Consider the following 17,925-nt stretch of genomic DNA (forward strand, 5'->3'; position numbering starts at 1 on the left):
GCTACCGACGCCCCTGCTACCGACGTCCCTGCCCCCGACACCCCTGCCTCCGACACCCCTGCCCCCGCCGCGCCGACTGACGGAGGTCCGTCCCCTCGGAGCCCGTCCACCCGGAACCCGTCGAGCCGAGCCCGGCCGGCACCTACCCGCTCCCCGTCCGGCCCGAGCGCCGACCGGCGGTGGGAACAGCTGGCCGGGCAGCTGGCGGCCGCGCTGGCCGGCTCCACCGACCCGCGCGCGGCGGACCTGCGGCAGGCGCTCGAGCGTGCCGGGTTCCCGTCCGCCCGACCGGGCGTGCCGGAGAGCCGGGCGGCGCCGCGCACCACCGCCGTCCCCGGGCCGGACGACCCCGGGGGTGGCGGCTGATCCTCTGTCGGCGACGCTGGAACCATGGTCGGGGGGATCAGGCGGAGGACTCTGTTGACGGCGGTGGCGGTGCTGCCGCTGGGTGCGTGCACCCGGGCCGGGGTCGCGGCCCCCGCTCCCGCCGCCGCCCCGGCGCCGGTGTACGACGGTCGCCTCGCCGACCTCGAACGGCGCTTCGACGCCCGCGTCGGGGTGTTCGCGATCGACACCGGCACCGGGACCACGGTCGCCCACCGCGCCGACGAACGGTTCGCGATGTGCTCCACGCACAAGGCGCTGGTGGCCGGGGCGATCACGCTCCGGGGGGACCTGGACCGCCGCATCACCTACACCCGGGCCGAGCTGGTGCCGTACTCGCCCGTCACGGGGACGAACGTGACCGCGGGCATGACCCTCGGGCAGCTGTGCGACGCGGCCGTCCGCCACAGCGACAACACCGCGGCCAACCTGCTCGTGCGCGAGCTGGGCGGGCCCGCCGCGGTCACCGCGTTCGCCCGCACGCTGGGCGATGACGTCACGCGCCTGGACCGCACCGAACCCGACCTCAACGAGGCCACCCCCGGCGACCCGCGCGACACCACCACCCCCCGGGCCATCGCCGCCGACCTGCGGGCGATGGCGCTGGGGCCGGCGCTGCCCGAGGCCGGTCGCGCGGCGCTCACCGGCTGGCTGGTGGGTGCCACCACCGGTGCGGGGCGGATCCGGGCCGGCGTGCCGGGCGGCTGGACGGTCGGCGACAAGACGGGCAGCGGCGGCTACGGCACCGCCAATGACATCGCTGTGCTGTGGCCGCCCACCGGCGCCCCGGTGGTGCTCGCCGTCCTGAGCAGCCGTCCCACGCAGGACGCCACGTCCGACCCCGCCCTGTTGGCGCAGGCCACGACGATCGCGCTGGCCGCGCTCTGACCTCGGATCGTCCGCATGCGGGCGTGAGGGATCGTCCTTCGTCCCTGTGCCCACGTCGTGTGCTCTAGGGGCTGCCGGACGGGCGGGCAACCTGGTCCTCTGTGCACGCAGCGTGAGCAGCGACACGGAGGTCCTGCCGCCCACGCACGCCAGCCTGTCGGCGGTGTTCATCCACACCGTCAACAACACGGGGTTCTTCGGCGGCCGGAACAGCGGGTTCGCGTTGCTCCGGCATCGGCGGCTGGATCCTGATGCTGTCGTTCCTGTTCGCCGTCCAGGACGAGGACAAGGTCACCGGGGGTGGCGGCGTCGCGGTGATCATCGGGCAGGCGCTGGACAGCAACGGGGGCGGCGTGCTGCTGCTGATCTCCGCCGCGGGCCAGTTCTTCTGCACGATCGCCTGCATGACCAGCACCACCCGGATGCTGTTCGCGTTCAGCCGGGACGGGGCGGTGCCCGGCGGGACGTACTGGGCGAAGCTGAACGCCAGCCGCGTGCCCGTCTACGGGGTGTCCTCCTGACATCCTCCGGGGATGACCGACTCGGTGGTCCTCGACGGTGGCCTGACCTGCGAGCAGGTGCACACGATCGCCCACGGCGACGTCCCGGTGGTGGTCGGGCCGGCCGCCATGGCGCGGGCCACCGCCGCGCACGAGGTGGCGGAGGAGGTGGTCCTGCGCCGACCGGTCTACGGGCGCACCACCGGCGTCGGGTCCAACCGGACGGTGCAGGTGGGCACGGCCGAGGCCGCCGACCACGGGCTGCGCCTGCTGCGCAGCCACGCCGGAGGGGCCGGTCCGCTGGTGGCGCCCGCGGTGGCCCGGGCGATGATGCTGGTGCGGCTCAACCAGCTCGCCGTCGGCGGCTCCGGGGTGCACCCGTCGGTGCTCCACGCGCTGGCCGCCGCGGTGAACCGGGGGCGGGTGCCCCGGGTGCACCAGGTGGGGGCGATCGGCACCGCCGACCTGACGGCCCTGGCGTCGGCGGCGCTGAGCCTGCTCGGCGAGCGGCCGTGGGCCGACGGCTCGGTCGGACACCTGCCCGTCAGCCATCTCCCTCCTCACCGCCTCGACGCCCTCGCGTTCGTCAGCAGCAACGCCGCGACCATCGGCGAGGCCGCGCTGGCGTGCTTCGAGAAGACCGAGCTGCTCGACGCGACGCTGGTGGTGGCGGGGCTGTCCTTCCTCGCCCTCGACGGCTTGGCGGAGGCGTTCGCCGCGGCGGTGCACGACGCCCGGCCGCACCCCGGGCAGCGCGACACCGCGCTGCGGCTGCGCACGCTCGTGGGCGGCGAGGCCGGGTTCACCCCTGGTCGTGTGCAGGACCCGTTCGGGCTCCGCGCGCTGCCGCAGGTGCACGGGCCGGCCGTCGAGGCGGCCCTGCACCTCGCCGAGGTGCTGCGGATCGAGATGAACTCCGCCAGCGAGAACCCGCTGATCGACGTCGCGTCGCGCGACGTCCTGCACAACGGCAACTTCCACACCGCCTACCTGACCTACGCGCTCGACACGGCGCGGGCCACCCTGTTCTCGACCGCCGGGCTGTCCACCGCGCGGCTCGGCGCGCTGGTGGAGCCGACCTTCACCGGGCTGCGCCCGTTCCTCGCCGACGGCCCCGCGGGCAGCTCGGGCGTCATGATCCTGGAGTACGTGGCCCACTCCGCGCTGGCGGACCTGCGCCACACGGCGGCGCCCGCCGGCCTGGGCAACGCCGTGCTCTCCCGCGGCGCCGAGGAGCACGCGAGCTTCTCCGCGCAGTCGGCGCACCGCACGAGCGAGGTGCTCCCGTCCAACCGCACCGTCCTCGCGTGCGAGCTCGTCGCAGCCGTCCGGGCGCTGCGCCAGCGCTCGGACGCACCGCGTGGCGAGGGGCTGTCGGCTGCCTTCTCCGCGGCGGCCGCGGTGCTCGACGACTCCGCCGCCGACCGCCCCCTCGACCTCGACATCGAGGCGGCGTCGGAGCTGCTCCCGTCACTCGCCGTACATGTCCGGGGGAGCGCTCTGTCCTGACCCGGCGCTCCCGGACGACCACCCAGCGCGTCAGGGCGATTTCACCGACTGTTTGCCGGGAGCTTGCCGCCCGGGGGTTGCTACCCTCCGCGCATGCCGAGGTCGGTTCTCCTCCGTCTCGCCCCCGTCCACCGGGACGGGCTGGCGCTCGTCCTGAGCTCTGCGCTGACCTCGGGCGTCGGCCTGCTGTACTGGGTCCTGGCGGCGCGGCTGTTCCCGCCGGACGTGCTCGGCATCAACCAGGTCGCGATCTCCACCATGATGTTCCTGGGTGGCATCGCCCAGCTGAACATGACCTACGCGCTGCTGCGGTTCGTCCCGGTCGCGGGATGGGCGGCCCGGCGCGTCGTGCTCGGCGGGTACGTCGTGGGGGCCGGCATGGCCGCGCTCGTCGGTGCGGGGTTCGCGCTGGGGGCCCGGGTGTGGGCGCCGCAGCTGGTCGACGAGTTCGGCCCCGGCCGGCTCCTGCTGTTCTTCGTGGTGGCCACCCCGCTGTGGTCGATCTTCGTGATCCAGGACTACGTGCTGACCGGCATCCGCCGGGCCACCGTCGTCCCGGGGGAGAACTTCGTGTTCTCGCTGCTGAAGATCCTGCTGCTGCTCGTGGCCACGGTCCTGGTGGTGCCCGGCGGCATCGCGGTCAGCTGGGCGGTGGCCACCGCGCTGATCGTCGTCCCGATCAACGTGTGGATGCTGCTGCGGGCGGTGCCGCAGTTCGGCCGGAACTCGGCCGTGTCGTTCGAGCCGGTCACCGTGTCGGCCATCGCGCGCTTCGTGCGCGCCGACTACGCGGGCGGGGTGTTCTGGCAGGCCGCCCTGTTCGGCATCCCGCTGCTGGTGCTGGCCCGGCTGGGCGCCGGCGCCGCCGCCGCGTACGCCGTGGTCTGGACGATCACGCAGTCGCTCTACCTGGTCGCCTCGGGCATGAGCCAGTCGATGGTGGCCCACAGCGCCGGCGACCTCGACGGCCTGGACGGCGCCCGCCGGGCGATGGTCCGCCGCGCGATGGTGCTGGTGGCCCCGGCGTCGGTGGTCCTCGCCGTGGGCGCGCCGCTGATCCTGTCGCTGTTCGGCCGGCACTACGCCGACTACGGTTCCGGCGCGCTGCGCTGGACGGCGTTGTCGGCCATCCCCAACGTCGTCACGGCGTCCACGGTCGGGGCGGCGCGGGTGCGTCGGCGGATGGGCGTGCTGTTCGGGGTGCCGGCCGGCATCTCGGTCATGGTCATCGTGCTGTCGTGGGAGCTCATGCCCGTGCTGGGCATCACCGCGGTGGGCATCTCGTGGCTGACCGCGCAGGTCCTGATGGCCCTCGGGATCCTCGTCGCCACCGCGCCGTGGTTGCCGCCCGGCCTGCGCACCGGTGTCGACAGGGTGCGCACCAAGGCCCTGCTGCGTCGGGTCCGGCCGTTCGCGGCCGCCGACACGCGACGCGACGGCTGGGTGATGGGGGAGCGGCTCGGCGGCGGCTCGGACACGGTCGTCGTGGCCTGCGGGCCCGACGGCGGCATCGGGGGCGCCCTGCTGAAGGCGAGCGACAGCACGCTCGGCCGCACCCACCTGCGCCGCCAGACCGACGTGCTGCGGGCTCTGCACACGGACACGCGACTCGGCGCCTGGCGCCGGCTGGTGCCCTCGGTGCTCGACGACGGCGACGCGGGCGGCTCCTACGCCGTCATCGAGTCGCGGCTGGCGGGCCGCGGCGGTGGCGAGGCCCTGCGTGATCCCGCGCGCCGCCGCCGGTTCCGCTCCAGCGCCGTCTCGGTGATCAGCGAGCTGCACCGCTGCACGGCCACCCCGGCCGTCGTCGGTGACGAGGAGCTGCGGCTGTGGGTGGCCGAGCCGATGGCGCAGGTCGTGCGCGCGCTGCCCCGCGGCCGCCGCGCCGAGGCCGAACGGCTCGCGGCGATCCTCACCGAGCAGCTGCGCGGCCGCGTCGTGAGCACCGCGTGGACGCACGGCGACTACACCGCCGACAACGTCCTCACCGCCCCCGACGGGCGCGTGGTGGCGATCGTCGACTGGTGCCAGGCGCAGCAGCGCGGGCTGGCCGTCCTCGACGTCGTCAGCTTCCTGCTCACCTCCGAACGCGAGCTGCTGGGCAGCGAGCTCGGGGCCGTCGTGCTGGAGCACCTGGCCGACATCCGCTCCGCCGACAACGAGCTGCTCGCCCGCGCGCAGCGGATGCTCGGCGGCAGCGTGCTCGACGTCCGGCTGCTCACACTGCTGGGCTGGCTCGCCCACGTCGCCCAGAACATGGCGAAGTCGCCGTCGTTCGCCGCCAACCCGGTGTGGGTGCGGCGCAACCTCGTCGCGGTCGTGGCCGGAGCGCTCCCCGTGCTGGACGAGCAGGTGACGGCCGGGGTCTAGTGCGACCGTGCGCGTCGCCCTGATCATGCCCACGGTCCGGCCCCACGCGGGGCGGGTCGCGGAGGAGTTCCTCGACGACGCGCGGGCGAGCGGGATCGACGACGTGTCGCTGTACTTCTCGACCGACCCGCCCCTGCAGCCGGGGGAGCCGCGGATCGGTGCCGGGTTCGGGCTGGCCGTGCACCACGTCGACGCCGCGGACCGGGCCGCTCTGGGGGTGGGCGGGCTCGTCGAGCGGCCGGGCTACGCCTCCGCCCGCAACGCGCCGCTGCTGGCGGCCATGCGGGACGGCCACGACGTGGCGGTGTTCGTCGACGACGACGTGCACCCCGGGCGGGGGTTCCTCCGCTCGCACCTGGACGGGCTGGCGGGCGGCGCGGACGTCACCCGGGGCGGGTACGTCGGCCATGCCGCTCCCCTCGTGGACCTGTCGTCCCTGGTCGACCGGCGCTGCCTCGGCGATCTCGGGCGGGCCCTGGCCCTGGGCAACGAGGTGCTCCCCGCCGACTGCCTGACGGCCGCCCCCGCGTTCGGGACGGGCGCGCTGCCCGACCTGCGCCGCGGGCTCGTGGTCTACGGCGGCAACGTGGGGATCTCGCTCGCCGCGCTGGCCGCCGGGCGGATCCCGCCGTTCTTCTGCCCGCCCGGGGCGCGGGGCGAGGACACCTTCTTCGGGCTGCGGCTGGCGGGCGCGGCCGTCACCGGAGCGGCCCCCGTGCGGCACGACCCGTTCCGGCTCGGCCGCGCCGCCCCCGCCGCCGTGCCGCCGACCCCGGCCCACCTGCGCCGGTTCGCCGGCGCCGTCCGGGGGTGGGTGCGCTACGCGCCGCTGTGGGTGCGGACCCAGCACGACGACCCGGCTCCGGTGCTGGAGGAGATCGCGGCGGTCCACGCCGACCACGACGCGTGCCTCGCGGCGCTGGGTCTCGGCGACATCGCGTCCGCGTTCGCGCGGGCCGTCGCGTCGTCGGAGTCGGAGCACGCGCTGCTCGAGGCCGCGGACCTGGCGTGGCGGACGGAGATCGTGGCCCGGTTCAGGCCGTGATGTGGCCCAGCTCCGGCGGCCGGTGCTGCGGCCCGAGCCGCGTCAGCCCGTGGTGATGGGCGCGGTGAACCCGGCGGTCCAGGCGCCGGCCGACTCGGCGGTGCAGACCTGGGTGGACCCCGTGTTCCGCGGCCGCGTCGGGATGGCGGTCTGCGGGCTGGTGCCCTGTTCACGGCCGTGGGCGTGACCACCCGGCTGCGGTCGTCAGCCGCCGATCGCGTCCAGCTCCGCGACCGCGTCGGGGGGCAGGACGAGTCCGGCCCCCGTGACGTTCTCGCGCAGGTGCTCGACCGAGGACGTGCCCGGGATCAGCAGGATGTTGCGTGAGCGCTGCAGCAGCCACGCGAGGGCGACGGACATCGGCGTGGCGTCGAGCCGCTTCGCCACGGACGCGAGCGCATCGGACTGCAGCGGGGAGAAGCCGCCGAGCGGGAAGTAGGGGACGTAGGCGATGCCCTGCGCGGCCAGGGAGTCGACCAGCGCGTCGTCGTCGCGGTGGGCGATGTTGTACATGTTCTGCACGCACACCACCGGCGCGATCGCCTGCGCCTCGGCCACCTGCTCGGCGTCGACCGTGCTGAGGCCGAGGTGCCGGATCAGCCCCTGCTGCTGGAGCTCCGCGAGCGCCGTGAACTGCTCCGCGATCGAGCCCGGCTCGGGGGCGTCGAGGCCGCCGACCCGCAGGTTGACGACGTCGATCGCCTCCAGGTCGAGGCGCCCCAGGTTGTCGTGGACCTGCGCGCGGAGCTCGTCGGGGGTACGGGCGTGCGGCCACCCGCCCGTCTCGTCGCGGCGGGCCCCGACCTTCGTGACGATGTGCAGACCGTCGGGGTAGGGGGCGAGGGCCTCGCGGATGATCTTGTTGGTGACGTGCGGGCCGTAGAAGTCGGCGGTGTCGATGTGGGTGATGCCGAGCGTCACCACCTCGCGCAGCACGGCGATCGCGGCGTCGCGGTCCTTCGGCGGGCCGAACACGCCGGGGCCGGCGAGCTGCATGGCGCCGTAGCCGATGCGGGTGAGGTCGAGGTCGCCGACGCGGTAGGTGCCGCCGGAGATGTCATGGAGTGCCATGGCCCCATCCTGCGCCGGGTGCGCCGCGGCAGCGAGGGCACCGGTCGTCCTGGGACCGGGAGAGCCAGGATCGCCTCTTGCCGTACCGGCAGGTCCAACTTAGTGTATGCGTATGCATCTGACGGATCAGGACAAGGAGCGGGTCGGCGCCGGGTTGCGTGTCGTCAAGGAACCCGACGGGCCGGACCGCCCGGCCGAGCGCGATCCGGCTGTCGCGGCGACGGTCTCGGAGATGCTCTCCCGCATCGAGCGCGACGGCATGGACGCGGTGCTGCGCTACGCCCGCGAGCTCGACGGGTTCACCGGCAGCGAGCTGCGGGTGCCCGACGCGGAGCTCGCGGCGGCCGGCGACGCCCTGCCCGAGGCGCTGCGGTCGGCGCTGCAGGCCGGGGCCGAGCGGACGCGTCGCTTCGCCGCGATGCAGCGCGCGCGGCTGCAGGACTTCGAGGAGGAGGTGCTGCCCGGCGTGGTCTGCGGGCAGAGGTTCGTCCCCGTCGAGAACGTGGGCGCGTACCTGCCCGCGGGCCGGTTCCCGCTGCTGGCCAGCGCGTTCATGACCGTCGGGGTGGCGGACGTCGCCGGGGTGGGCAACGTCGTCAGCGCCACCCCGCCGTCGCGCAACGGCCGGCCGCACCCCGCGGTCCTGCACGCCGCCCACCTCTCCGGCGCCCGTTCGGTGTACGCCGTCGGCGGGGTGCAGGCGTTGGCCGCGATGGCCTTCGGGCTGCTCGACGGGGTGCCGTCGGACATGATCGTCGGCGCTGGCAACGCCTACGTCGCGGAGGCGAAGCGGCAGCTCTTCGGCCGGGTCGGCATCGACGTGCTGGCCGGGCCGTCGGAGGTCGCGGTGATCGCCGACGACACCGCTGACGCCGCGATGGTGGCCTCGGATCTGCTGGCCCAGGCCGAGCACGGGCCGACCTCACCGGCCAGCCTGGCCACGACGTCGGAGCGGCTGGCCGACGAGGTGCCGCGCGAGATCGAGAAGCAGCTCGCGGGCCTCGCCACGGCCGAGATCGCCGGCGCGGCGTGGCGTGACCACGGCTCGGTGTACCTCACCGAGACGCGGGAGGAGGCGGCCCGGGTCATGAACCTGCTCGCCCCCGAGCACCTGGAGGTGATCGCCGAGGACCTGGACTGGTGGCTCGGCGAGCTGCGCAACTACGGCTCGCTGTTCCTGGGGCCGTGGTCGACGGTGGTCTACGCCGACAAGGGCATGTCCGGCACCAACCACGTGCTGCCCACCGCCCGGGGGGCGCGCTACACCGGCGGGCTGTCGGTGGCGGGCTTCCTCAAGCAGCTGACCTACCAGCGGGCGACCAGGGACGCCACGGCCGCGCAGGCGCGGCCGACGGTGGCCGTGTCGGACTTCGAACGGCTGGTCGGGCACCGCGACAGTGCACAGCTGCGGTTGGACATCGTCGGCGGTTGAGTGTTACCGGCAAGTGCATGCGTATGAACACGTTGTGACGTCCCCACTGGAAGGACAGCTCCCACCATGATCAGATCTCGGACCCGGCTGACGTGCCTGGCGGTGGTCGCCGTCGCGGCCTCGCTGGCCGTGTCGGCCTGCGGCGCAGGCTCGCGCACGGCTGCGGCGACCGCCGCGCAGGTCGACTGCCAGTTCACGGCCCCGGCCCAGCCGGTGAGCGTGAACGTGCTGGCGTACAACTCCTCCGCCGTCGACCCGTTCACCAACACCATGGTGAAGAGCTGCACCCGAGACGGCGTCACCGTCAACCACGAGCCGATCGACTTCGCGGGTCAGGTGCAGAAGACCACCGCCACGCTGGCCGGGGCCACCGGCACCTACGACATCCTCGAGAACTACGGGTTCGTCGTGCCCACGCAGGCGGCCGCGGGCAAGCTGCGTCCCCTCGACGACCTCTTCGCGAAGTACACGGCGCAGTACGGGCTCGACCGGATCAGCCCCGAGATGCGCAAGGTGATGACCTACGACGGCAAGCTCTACGCGCTGCCGATGCAGGCGCAGATGTACGTCATGGCCTACCGCAAGGACGTGTTCGACCAGCTCGGCCTGAAGCCGCCGACCACGTTCGCGGAGATGCGCGACGCGGCCACCAAGATCCAGGCCGCCGGGCAGATCAAGTACCCGATCGCGCTGCCGCTGCTGGCCAGCTCCGACATCATCACCGCCTACGACTCGGCGATGGGCTCGCTCGGCGCCAACTTCGTCGACCCGGGCAGCAAGACGCCCAACTTCGACAAGCCGCAGGCCGCGCAGGCCTTCGAGGCGCTGCGCTCGCTCCTGCCGTTCATGGACCCGCAGGTGGCCACGTTCGACCAGCCGGCCGTGCAGCAGCAGATCTACAACGGCGGCGCGGCGATGGCGATCATGTTCTCGGGCCGGATGAACGACCTGACCCAGGCGTCCAACAACCGGTTCGCCTCGCAGATGGCCTTCGCGGCGCCGCCGTCGGTGGCCGGGGGTGACATCCTCTACAACACCCTGTCGGTGGACGGCTGGTCGATCCCGGCCAACACCAAGGCCGATCCGGACATGCTGTTCAGCATCATCGCCTCCTCGGTCGGCCCCGACTCGTCGAAGGCCTCCGTGCCGGCCGCCTTCCCGGCACGCCAGGGCGTGCTCACCGAATCCAGCAGCCCGTACGCGGCCGCCGCGCTCGCCTCGATCACGAAGGCGCCGCCCGCCGAGCCGTACCCGTGGACGTCGGTGATCAGCAACGAGATCCGCCCGGTCGTGGCCGACGTGATCCTCGGCAAGACCTCGATCCCGGACGGGCAGGCGAAGATGCAGCAGCTCGCCACGGCCGTCCTCAAGCAGTACCCGTGACCGAGGTGCCCCGGCGGCCGCCCGCGTGGCGGCCGCCGGGGCACAGGGGAGGTGTGTCCCGTGCGCAGACGTGAGTTCTTCGGCTTCGTAGCCCCGAGCGTCCTGGTGATGGCCGGGCTGCTGGTGCTGCCGCTCTACCAGACCATCGCGTGGAGCCTGCAGCGCGTGAACTACGGCGAGACCGGCACGTTCGTCGGGCTCGACAACTACACCCACGCGCTCACCGACCCGCGCTTCGGCCAGGCGGTCCTGTTCACGGTGGAGCTGACCCTGGTGGTCGTGGCCACCCTGATCGTGCTGGGCTACCTGCTGGCGACGCTGGTCAACGGCCTGGGCCGGAGCCGGCCGTTCGTCCTCGGCATCCTGCTCGTGTCCTACGTGATCCCGCAGGTCGTCGGCGGGGCGATGTTCTCCTGGCTGTTCAACTCCAACTTCGGCGGTGTGCTCAACTTCCTGCTGTCGACGCTCCTGGGGCAGGACATCCTCTGGTTCGCCTCGACGTGGCCGAACCGGATCATGGTCGCGCTGAACACGGTGTGGTCGATGCTCCCGTTCGCGATGCTGGTGATCCTCGCCGGGCTGCAGTCGGTGCCCGAGGAGGTCGTCGAGGCCGCGCAGATCGACGGCGCGCCCACCTGGCGCCTGCACTGGAACGTCATCATCCCCACGGTGCGGGGCACGCTCGGCTTCGTCGCCATCATCTCGATCATGGACGTGCTGCGCGCCTTCGACCAGCTCATCGCGCTGTCGCCGCAGGCGGTGCAGCTCGGCAACGAGTCGGTGATGCTCTACGTCTTCAACGTCGCCTTCCAGGACGGCGGCCAGCAGCTCGGCCTCGGCAGCGCCGTGAACGTGCTGCTCATCGCGCTGATCTGCCTGATGCTCTACCCCTTCATCCGCGGCATCGCCCGGGAGGCCCGGCACGCATGACGACGACAACCGAACGCACGCGAGCCGTGGCCGACGTCGTGCCGGCGCCGCCGCGGAAGCGCTGGTCGGCCCGGCGCTACCTCGTCGGCGGCATCCTCGTCCTGACCTGCTGGGCGATGCTCAGTCCGGTGATATGGACGGCCATGTCGGTCACGAAGCCGACCGACGTGGCCTTCCTGAACCCGCCGGTGTTCTTCTACCAGCCCTCGCTGCAGTCCTTCGTGGACCTCTGGCAGACCACGCAGTTCTACCAGTACCTGATCAACACGCTCGTCGTCGCCGTGATCAGCACGGTGGTCGCGCTGCTCATCGGGCTGCCGGCGGCGTACGCGCTCGCCCGCATGCCGGGGTGGATCTCCGCCGTGCTGCTCATCGCCGCGCTGATCTTCCGGGCGCTGCCGCGCTTCGCCGTCGTCCTGCCGATGTACGACCTGTCGCGGGCGTTGGGCATCTACGACACGACGTTCGCCGTGGCGGCGGCGCTGGTGGCGATCAACCAGCCGTTCTCGATCTGGTTGCTGCGCAACTTCTTCGCCGAGATCCCGAAGGAGGTGGACGAGGCCGCCATGATGGACGGCTGCAACCGCGTCCAGACGCTGGTGCGGGTGATCATCCCGCTGATGGGCCCGGGCATCCTGACCGCGGGGATCTTCATGTTCCTGTTCGCGTTCCAGGAGTACCTGACCGCCACCATCCTCACCGACATCAACGCCCGCACCGTGCCCGTGTTCATCGCGACGCAGCTCGGCCAGACGCTCCCGATGCTGCAGCAGGCGGGTGCCGCGGCGATGCTGCTGACGCTGCCGGTGATCGCGTTCGCGTTCATCGCCCAGCGCTACCTCGTGGCCGGGCTGAACGCGGGCTCGGTCAAGGGGTGAACCCGCCGCTCGTCCTGCTGCCGGGCTCGGGCTGCTCGCCCGACCTGTGGTCGGGGCTCGGGCTCGGCGAGCAGGTCGTGCACGGCGCGCTCGACGCCCCGACGCTCGACGGCTGCGTGGAACGGCTGCTCGGCGCGCTCCCGCCGCGCTTCAAGCTCGCCGGGCTCTCGCTCGGCGGGATCGTCGCGATGGCGCTCGTGCGCCGGGCACCGGAACGGGTGGCGGCTCTCGGTCTCCTGGCCACCAACGCCCGCCCGCCCACGGACGCCCAACACGCGGCCTGGGCCCGGCAGCGGGAGGCGCTGGCCGCCGGCCGGACCGCCCGGGACCTGCAGTGCGACCTGCTCCCGGCCCTCACCGCCCGCCGCACCCCCGAGCAGGACGAGCGCGTGCTCGCGATGGCCGACGCCGTCGGCGGACGCATCTGGGACGCCCAGTTGCGGCTGCAGGCCACCCGCGTCGACGAACGCCCCGGCCTGCGGGACGTCCGGGTGCCGACGCTCGTGCTGGCGGGGGAGCACGACACGGTCTGCCCGGTCGCGAACCACGTCGAGATCGCCGCGGCCGTGCCCGGGGCGGAGCTGCACGTGCTCCCCGGGGCCGGCCACCTGCTGCCGCTGGACGCTCCGGACGCGATCGGGGCCTTCCTTCAGGATCTGCGGGGGAGCTCCCGGAACGCCGTCATCATCACCTGAGCCACGTTGTAGACCACGATCTGCGCCCCGTCCGCGAACGCCGTCTCGGCCTCGGCGGCGCTCCCGGCCAGGTCGGCTCGCACCGAGCCGGCCACCGCGGGGTCGCGCCGGACCCGGGCCAGCAGCTCCGGCACGGTCGGGTCGGCCGGTGTGCGGACCGCGCCGAGGTCGGCGGTGCCGACGAGCCAGCCGTCCACGCCGTCGACGGCGACGATCCCGCCCGCCCTCGCGACGGCTCCCGGTGACTCCAGCATGACCAGCAGGAACGTCGCCGCGTCGGTGTGGGCGCGGTGCTCGGCGGCGCTGCGAGTGCCGAACCGGCCCGCCCGGGGGTAGGTCGCGAAACCCCGGTCGCCGCGTGGGGGATAGCGCACGGCCCGGACCAGCGCCTCCGCCTCCGCGGCCGTCTCCACGTGCGGGGCGACGATGCCGTGCGCGCCCTGGTCCAGCGCCCGCTGCGCCAGGCGGTGCTCGCCCTCGCCGATCCGCACCAGCACGGGCACGCCGTGGGTGTCGGCCAGCGCGATGTGGCGGCGCAGCTCGATGACGTCGGCGGGGCCGTGCTCGCAGTCGACCAGCAGCATGTCCAGGCCGGCGACCGCCAGCATCTCGACGACATCCTCGGCCGGCATCCGGACCAGGCCGCAGGTCAGCCGCTCGCCCGCGGCCAGGCGCGCCCGGATCACGCGATCATCCCGGCGGACAGGTCGATGTCGGCGCCGGTCATGCCGGTCATCTCGAGCATGGCGACGGCGGCGCGGCCGACCTCGTCCGGGGTGACCATGCGGCCCAGGGCCGCCCGGTCGACGAACGCGGCGCGGGCGTCGTCCACCGTGCTGCCGGTGCGCTCGGCCTCGAGCCGGAAGTTGCGGTCCATCCGGTCGCCGGCGACGGGGCCCGGCGACAGGGCGTTGACCCGCACGCCGTACGGGCCCACCTCGAACGCGAGCGTGGAGGTGAGGCCGAGCACCGCGGTCTTGGATGCGGTGTAGGGCGCCCGCCGGGCGAGCGGCCGCTTGCCCGACACCGAGGCCACGTTGATCACGTCGCCGTCACCCCGGGCGATCATCGGCGGCAGGAACTCCCGGCACACGAGGTACACGCCGCGCACGTTGACGGCGAAGACCTCGTCCCACTCGTCGGGCGCGATCTCGACCAGCGGTGCGACCGGCCCGGCGATCCCCGCGTTGTTGACGACGATCGAGATCTCCTCCCCGGCCAGCTCGGCACCCAGTGCGGTGACGGACCCGGCGTCGGCGACGTCGCAGACGGCGGCCCGGGCGCCGGGTCCGAGGTCCGCCGCGGTCCGCCGGAGCGGGTCCTCCCGGCGGCCCGCCAGCACCACGCGTGCACCGGCCGCGACGAGCCGCCCGGCGATCGCGGCGCCGAGCCCGTTGCCGCCACCCGTCACGAGAGCCGTCCGGCCCTTGACGGCGCTCACCCCAGGGCCTGAGGTGGTCCGTGGGGGTCCGGTTCCCGGTTCATGGGGCCTCCTCGTGGCGGGGTACCGATGTAACATACGTATGCGCCTTATAGTCAAGGTCGACGGGGTGGCGCTGGTCAAGCGAGGAGGCGCACGGCATGGTCACCAGTCGGGACGTGGCGAGGCTCGCCGGGGTCTCCCAGCCGACGGTGTCCCGTGCGCTGAGCGACCATCCGCGCGTGTCGGAGGCCACCAAGGCGCGCGTCCGGGAGGCGGCGAAGGCGCTGGGCTACGCCCCGAACGCGATCGGCCGGGCCCTGTCCACGGGCCGCTCGACGCGGATCGGGCTCGTCGTCACGGATCTGGAGAACCAGTTCTACACGCACCTGGTGGCGCCGCTGCACCGTGAGCTGGAGGAGCTGGGCCACGAGCTGGTGCTGATCACGGAGTCGGCGTCGAGCGCGTCGCTGGCCGAACGGGTGGCGGCGTACGGCCTGGCCGCCGTGGTCCTGTCCACCACCACCACCGACTCGATCCAGCCCGCGCGGCTGCGCGACCGCGGGGTCCCGTTCGTCTACCTGAACCGCACGGCGGCCAGCATCGACGCCGACTCGGTCACCGTCGATCCGGAGCCGGGCCTGCGGGCGCTGCTGGAGGACGCGATCGCCCGCGGCCACCGGCGCTTCGGCGCGGTGTTCGGCCCGCGCAACACGAGCACCGGCGAGCTGCGGGAACAGGTCGCGCGCACGGTCCTCGACGAGCACGGTCTGCAGCTCGCGCACCGCGACGTGCTCCACGGCCCCTTCGACTTCGCCACCGGGCACGCCGGCATGACCACGCTGCTCGACGGCGGTGACCCGCCCACGCTGGTGCTCTTCGGCAACGACGTGGTGGCGCTGGGCGGGCTGAACGCGGCCGTCGAACGGGGGGTGGCGGTTCCCGGGGTCGTGTCGGTGGCCGGATTCGACGACCTGCCGACGTCCGGATGGGCCCTGGTCCGGCTCTCCACCGTCGCCTACGACCTCGACGCCGTCGCCCGGGAGGCCGCCCGGCTGGTCGTCGCCCGGCTCGAGGAGCCGGGCTCGGAGTTCCGGCACGTCGTGCACCCCACGCGCTACGTGGCGCGGGCCACGATCGGCCCCCCGCGCTCCTGAATCGCGTCCGACGCCCTTGTCCTCGGGTTGTGCATACGCATACAGTGGCTGGCGTACACAGCGGACACTGAGAGGACGGACATGGCGCTCGACCCGGTCGCGTACCAGCCCTACACCGACCCCGACGACTTCATCCGCGAGGTCACCGACCGCATCTGGGTGCAGCGCGACGTGTCCTACATCGTGGACAACTACGAGCCCGACTCGATCGTGCACGGCGGGCTCGGCACCGTCGTCGGCCGTGACGGCGTCGTCGAGGGCAGCCTCATGCGGATCGCCGGCACCCCGCAGCACGTCGGCCAGGCCGAGGACGTGATCTGGGAGGCCCGTGGCGACGACGCGTTCCTCAGCTCGCACCTCGTGTTCTCCAGCGACGAGAACCTCGTCGACGGCCGGATGACGCGCATCCGCAAGCGCACCGTCGCGAACTGCCTCTACCGCCGGGGCCGCATGGTCGAGGAGTGGGTGGTGCGCGACGAGCTCGCCGACGTCCTGCAACGCGGCCTCGACCCCGACGAGGTCGCACGCGGCCTGCGCTTCCGCGGCTACGAGGGCTCGATGCTCAAGCCGGCGCCGTCCGACGTGCTCACCGCGGGCGACTCCGGGCCGCGCGCCGACGACCACCGCCCCGAGTGCGAGATGGTGCTGGAGTTCATGGCGGAGGTGTGGAACGCCCGCCGCTACCAGAAGGTCAGCGACTACATGGTCCGTGACCTGTTCCTGCACACCGTCGGCGACCAGACGATCGTGCGCCCCGACGGCTACCAGCGCGACCTGCTGGCGCTCGTCGCCCCCTTCCCGGACGCGCAGTTCGCCGTCCGCGACGTCCAGACCCACCACGCCGAGCGCTACGCCGGCCTGCGCATCGCCGTGCTGTGGACGATGCACGGCACCTACCGCGGCACCCCCGCCTTCGGGCCGCTGACGAACCGGCCGGTCGACCTCCTCGGTGTGTCGCAGTTCCTCGTGCAGGACGGTCGCATCGTCCGCGAGGTCCGCGTCTTCGACGAGATCGCGCTGCGTGCGCAGATCAACGCCACCCGCGGGGACGGCGAGTTCACCGAGATCAACATCTACTGAGAAGGACCTCCCATGCTCGACCCGGTCGTGATCCCACCCGAGGAGATCGCCCGCCGCACGGTGCTGCGCTCGGACTGGGTGCCGTGCAAGTCGGCCTTCATCGACTGCCGTACCCCGGGCTCGGACCGCAAGGACAACTACGCCTTCATCGGTCCCGGCGTCTCGCAGAACCCGGACCAGTACGTGAACCTGCGGGAGCGGCACGGGTTCAACCTCGGTGCCGCCGGCATGCCCAACGGCACCACCAACAGCCTGCACCTGCACTTCACCGCCGAGGTCTTCATCAACTTCGACGGCGACTACCTCCTGCGCTGGGGGGCCGACGGGCGGCAGGGTGAGTACCGCAGCGTCGACGGCGACGTCGTCAGCGTCCCACCGTGGATCTTCCGCGGGTTCACCAACGTGGGCCCGGATGAAGGCATCCTGCTCACGGTCCTGGGCCGCGACGACACCGGCGGCATCATCTGGGGCCCGCCGGTGCTGGAGGAGGCCGCCGACTTCGGCCTCTACCTGACCGCGGACAACACGCTCGTCGACACCGCGATCGGCGAGCGGGTGCCCGAGGGAACACGGCTCATCGAGCCGATGGACCAGGCCGAGATCGACCAGCTCGACGTCTACACCGTCGAGCAGTTCCGCACCCGGGTCGTGCACGCCCCGGACCGGGCGTGGGTGGCCCGGCCGTTCCTGTGCTCGGAGCTGCCGGGCGGGGGCGCGGAGCTGGCCCCGGTGATCGGGCACGGCATGGTCGAGGACCGGCGCGCACGGCCGCCGCTCGCCGACCCGCACGGCTTCGACCTGGCGTGGCTGCGCGCCGTCCCCGGGGAGGGCGTGCTGACCCACCGCCACGACCAGACCCAGGTGCTGACGGCCAAGGCGGGCTGCTGGGCCGTCACGCTCAACACCGGGCCGGACGCCGCCGTCGTCGAGCTCGGCCCTCTCGACACCCTGTCCGTACCCCCGGGGGTGTGGCGGTCGATCACGCTGCTCCACGCCGACGCGGGCCGCTCGGCCACCCCGGGAACGGGGGAGATGCTCGTGGTCAACGGTGGCGACGAGCGCACCACCGTGGAGTGGGGGCCCGAGGTGGTCACGTCCGCCCGGCGGGCCGGGGTCGTCCTGGACGCCAACGGTTACCTCGCCCCGGCGGCCGTGCTGGCCGCGGCCACCGAGGACGACTGAG

The 17,925-nt window shown here is 73.3% G+C and carries 17 protein-coding genes; 14 read left to right on the forward strand and 3 right to left on the reverse strand.

All coding sequences use genetic code 11. From position 1 onward, the window contains the following. Nucleotides 1-429 precede the first annotated feature (429 nt). From bla to BGP03_RS18605, 6 genes are all read left to right on the forward strand, one after another. Nucleotides 430-1,272: a class A beta-lactamase gene (gene bla, locus BGP03_RS18580; RefSeq protein WP_298795621.1), complete on the forward strand. Its 843-nt coding sequence runs from the start codon at nucleotides 430-432 to the stop codon at nucleotides 1,270-1,272. Nucleotides 1,273-1,505: 233 nt separating this feature from the next. After that, a complete protein-coding gene (locus BGP03_RS18585) occupies nucleotides 1,506-1,793 on the forward strand; it encodes an amino acid permease (protein ID WP_363094057.1) in 288 nt (95 codons plus the stop codon). 12 nt (nucleotides 1,794-1,805) lie between these two features. Beyond that, complete coding sequence (locus BGP03_RS18590) at nucleotides 1,806-3,281, forward strand: aromatic amino acid ammonia-lyase (protein WP_298795551.1); 1,476 nt, start codon at nucleotides 1,806-1,808, stop codon at nucleotides 3,279-3,281. A 93-nt stretch (nucleotides 3,282-3,374) separates the two neighbouring features. Then, entirely contained in the window at nucleotides 3,375-5,651 is a 2,277-nt protein-coding gene (locus tag BGP03_RS18595; protein ID WP_298795550.1) for a phosphotransferase, read from the forward strand. A 7-nt stretch (nucleotides 5,652-5,658) separates the two neighbouring features. Then, the gene (locus BGP03_RS18600; RefSeq protein WP_298795549.1) at nucleotides 5,659-6,696 is read left to right on the forward strand and encodes a hypothetical protein; all 1,038 of its coding nucleotides are present in this window, start codon (nucleotides 5,659-5,661) and stop codon (nucleotides 6,694-6,696) included. Between the two features lies 1 nt (nucleotide 6,697). Then, a complete protein-coding gene (locus tag BGP03_RS18605) occupies nucleotides 6,698-6,883 on the forward strand; it encodes a hypothetical protein (protein ID WP_296371755.1) in 186 nt (61 codons plus the stop codon). A 17-nt stretch (nucleotides 6,884-6,900) separates the two neighbouring features. Here BGP03_RS18605 and BGP03_RS18610 read toward each other — a convergent pair whose 3' ends face one another. Then, the gene (locus BGP03_RS18610; protein ID WP_298795548.1) at nucleotides 6,901-7,767 is read right to left on the reverse strand and encodes an aldo/keto reductase family oxidoreductase; all 867 of its coding nucleotides are present in this window, start codon (nucleotides 7,765-7,767) and stop codon (nucleotides 6,901-6,903) included. A 112-nt stretch (nucleotides 7,768-7,879) separates the two neighbouring features. On the opposite strand from BGP03_RS18610, the gene hisD reads away from it, so the two are divergent. The 5 genes from hisD to BGP03_RS18635 all read left to right on the forward strand — a co-directional run bounded on the left by hisD (nucleotide 7,880) and on the right by BGP03_RS18635 (nucleotide 13,085). Further along, the gene (gene hisD / locus BGP03_RS18615) at nucleotides 7,880-9,199 is read left to right on the forward strand and encodes a histidinol dehydrogenase (RefSeq protein WP_298795547.1); all 1,320 of its coding nucleotides are present in this window, start codon (nucleotides 7,880-7,882) and stop codon (nucleotides 9,197-9,199) included. 66 nt (nucleotides 9,200-9,265) lie between these two features. Beyond that, nucleotides 9,266-10,582: an extracellular solute-binding protein gene (locus tag BGP03_RS18620; RefSeq protein ID WP_296371761.1), complete on the forward strand. Its 1,317-nt coding sequence runs from the start codon at nucleotides 9,266-9,268 to the stop codon at nucleotides 10,580-10,582. A 60-nt stretch (nucleotides 10,583-10,642) separates the two neighbouring features. Continuing rightward, complete coding sequence (locus tag BGP03_RS18625; protein ID WP_296371763.1) at nucleotides 10,643-11,512, forward strand: sugar ABC transporter permease; 870 nt, start codon at nucleotides 10,643-10,645, stop codon at nucleotides 11,510-11,512. Then, nucleotides 11,509-12,390, forward strand: a complete 882-nt coding sequence (locus BGP03_RS18630) for a carbohydrate ABC transporter permease (protein ID WP_296371765.1) — start codon at nucleotides 11,509-11,511, stop codon at nucleotides 12,388-12,390. Before BGP03_RS18625 ends, BGP03_RS18630 begins: the two co-directional genes overlap by 4 nt. After that, nucleotides 12,387-13,085: an alpha/beta fold hydrolase gene (locus tag BGP03_RS18635; RefSeq protein WP_298795546.1), complete on the forward strand. Its 699-nt coding sequence runs from the start codon at nucleotides 12,387-12,389 to the stop codon at nucleotides 13,083-13,085. Before BGP03_RS18630 ends, BGP03_RS18635 begins: the two co-directional genes overlap by 4 nt. Here BGP03_RS18635 and BGP03_RS18640 read toward each other — a convergent pair. Both BGP03_RS18640 and BGP03_RS18645 read right to left on the reverse strand, forming a co-directional pair. Then, nucleotides 13,040-13,771, reverse strand: a complete 732-nt coding sequence (locus BGP03_RS18640) for an aldolase/citrate lyase family protein (protein WP_298795545.1) — start codon at nucleotides 13,769-13,771, stop codon at nucleotides 13,040-13,042. The two genes, BGP03_RS18635 and BGP03_RS18640, sit on opposite strands and share 46 nt — an antisense overlap. Beyond that, nucleotides 13,768-14,526, reverse strand: a complete 759-nt coding sequence (locus BGP03_RS18645; RefSeq protein ID WP_296371770.1) for an SDR family oxidoreductase — start codon at nucleotides 14,524-14,526, stop codon at nucleotides 13,768-13,770. Before BGP03_RS18645 ends, BGP03_RS18640 begins: the two co-directional genes overlap by 4 nt. 140 nt (nucleotides 14,527-14,666) lie before the next feature. Here BGP03_RS18645 and BGP03_RS18650 point away from each other — a divergent pair, with 140 nt between their 5' ends. From BGP03_RS18650 to BGP03_RS18660, 3 genes are all read left to right on the forward strand, one after another. Then, nucleotides 14,667-15,662, forward strand: coding sequence for a LacI family DNA-binding transcriptional regulator (locus BGP03_RS18650; RefSeq protein WP_296371772.1), 996 nt, complete (start codon nucleotides 14,667-14,669; stop codon nucleotides 15,660-15,662). A gap of 81 nt (nucleotides 15,663-15,743) precedes the next feature. After that, nucleotides 15,744-16,742 carry an ester cyclase gene (locus BGP03_RS18655; RefSeq protein ID WP_298795544.1) on the forward strand — a complete coding sequence of 333 codons (999 nt, stop codon included), beginning with the start codon at nucleotides 15,744-15,746 and terminating at the stop codon, nucleotides 16,740-16,742. 12 nt (nucleotides 16,743-16,754) lie between these two features. Beyond that, entirely contained in the window at nucleotides 16,755-17,924 is a 1,170-nt protein-coding gene (locus BGP03_RS18660) for a hypothetical protein (RefSeq protein ID WP_298795543.1), read from the forward strand. Nucleotide 17,925 lies beyond the last annotated feature (1 nt).

The organism is Pseudonocardia sp. 73-21 (assembly GCF_001899645.1).
GTDB lineage: Bacteria > Actinomycetota > Actinomycetes > Mycobacteriales > Pseudonocardiaceae > Pseudonocardia.

Bases quoted from the DNA above. Each gene is read 5' to 3' on its own strand.
- BGP03_RS18590 (WP_298795551.1), top strand. From the start codon at position 1,806: ATGACCGACTCGGTGGTCCTCGACGGTGGCCTGACCTGCGAGCAGGTG.
- BGP03_RS18595 (WP_298795550.1), top strand. From the start codon at position 3,375: ATGCCGAGGTCGGTTCTCCTCCGTCTCGCCCCCGTCCACCGGGACGGG.
- BGP03_RS18610 (WP_298795548.1), bottom strand. From the start codon at position 7,767: ATGGCACTCCATGACATCTCCGGCGGCACCTACCGCGTCGGCGACCTC.
- hisD (WP_298795547.1), top strand. From the start codon at position 7,880: ATGCATCTGACGGATCAGGACAAGGAGCGGGTCGGCGCCGGGTTGCGT.
- BGP03_RS18620 (WP_296371761.1), top strand. From the start codon at position 9,266: ATGATCAGATCTCGGACCCGGCTGACGTGCCTGGCGGTGGTCGCCGTC.
- BGP03_RS18630 (WP_296371765.1), top strand. From the start codon at position 11,509: ATGACGACGACAACCGAACGCACGCGAGCCGTGGCCGACGTCGTGCCG.
- BGP03_RS18650 (WP_296371772.1), top strand. From the start codon at position 14,667: ATGGTCACCAGTCGGGACGTGGCGAGGCTCGCCGGGGTCTCCCAGCCG.
- BGP03_RS18655 (WP_298795544.1), top strand. From the start codon at position 15,744: ATGGCGCTCGACCCGGTCGCGTACCAGCCCTACACCGACCCCGACGAC.
- BGP03_RS18660 (WP_298795543.1), top strand. From the start codon at position 16,755: ATGCTCGACCCGGTCGTGATCCCACCCGAGGAGATCGCCCGCCGCACG.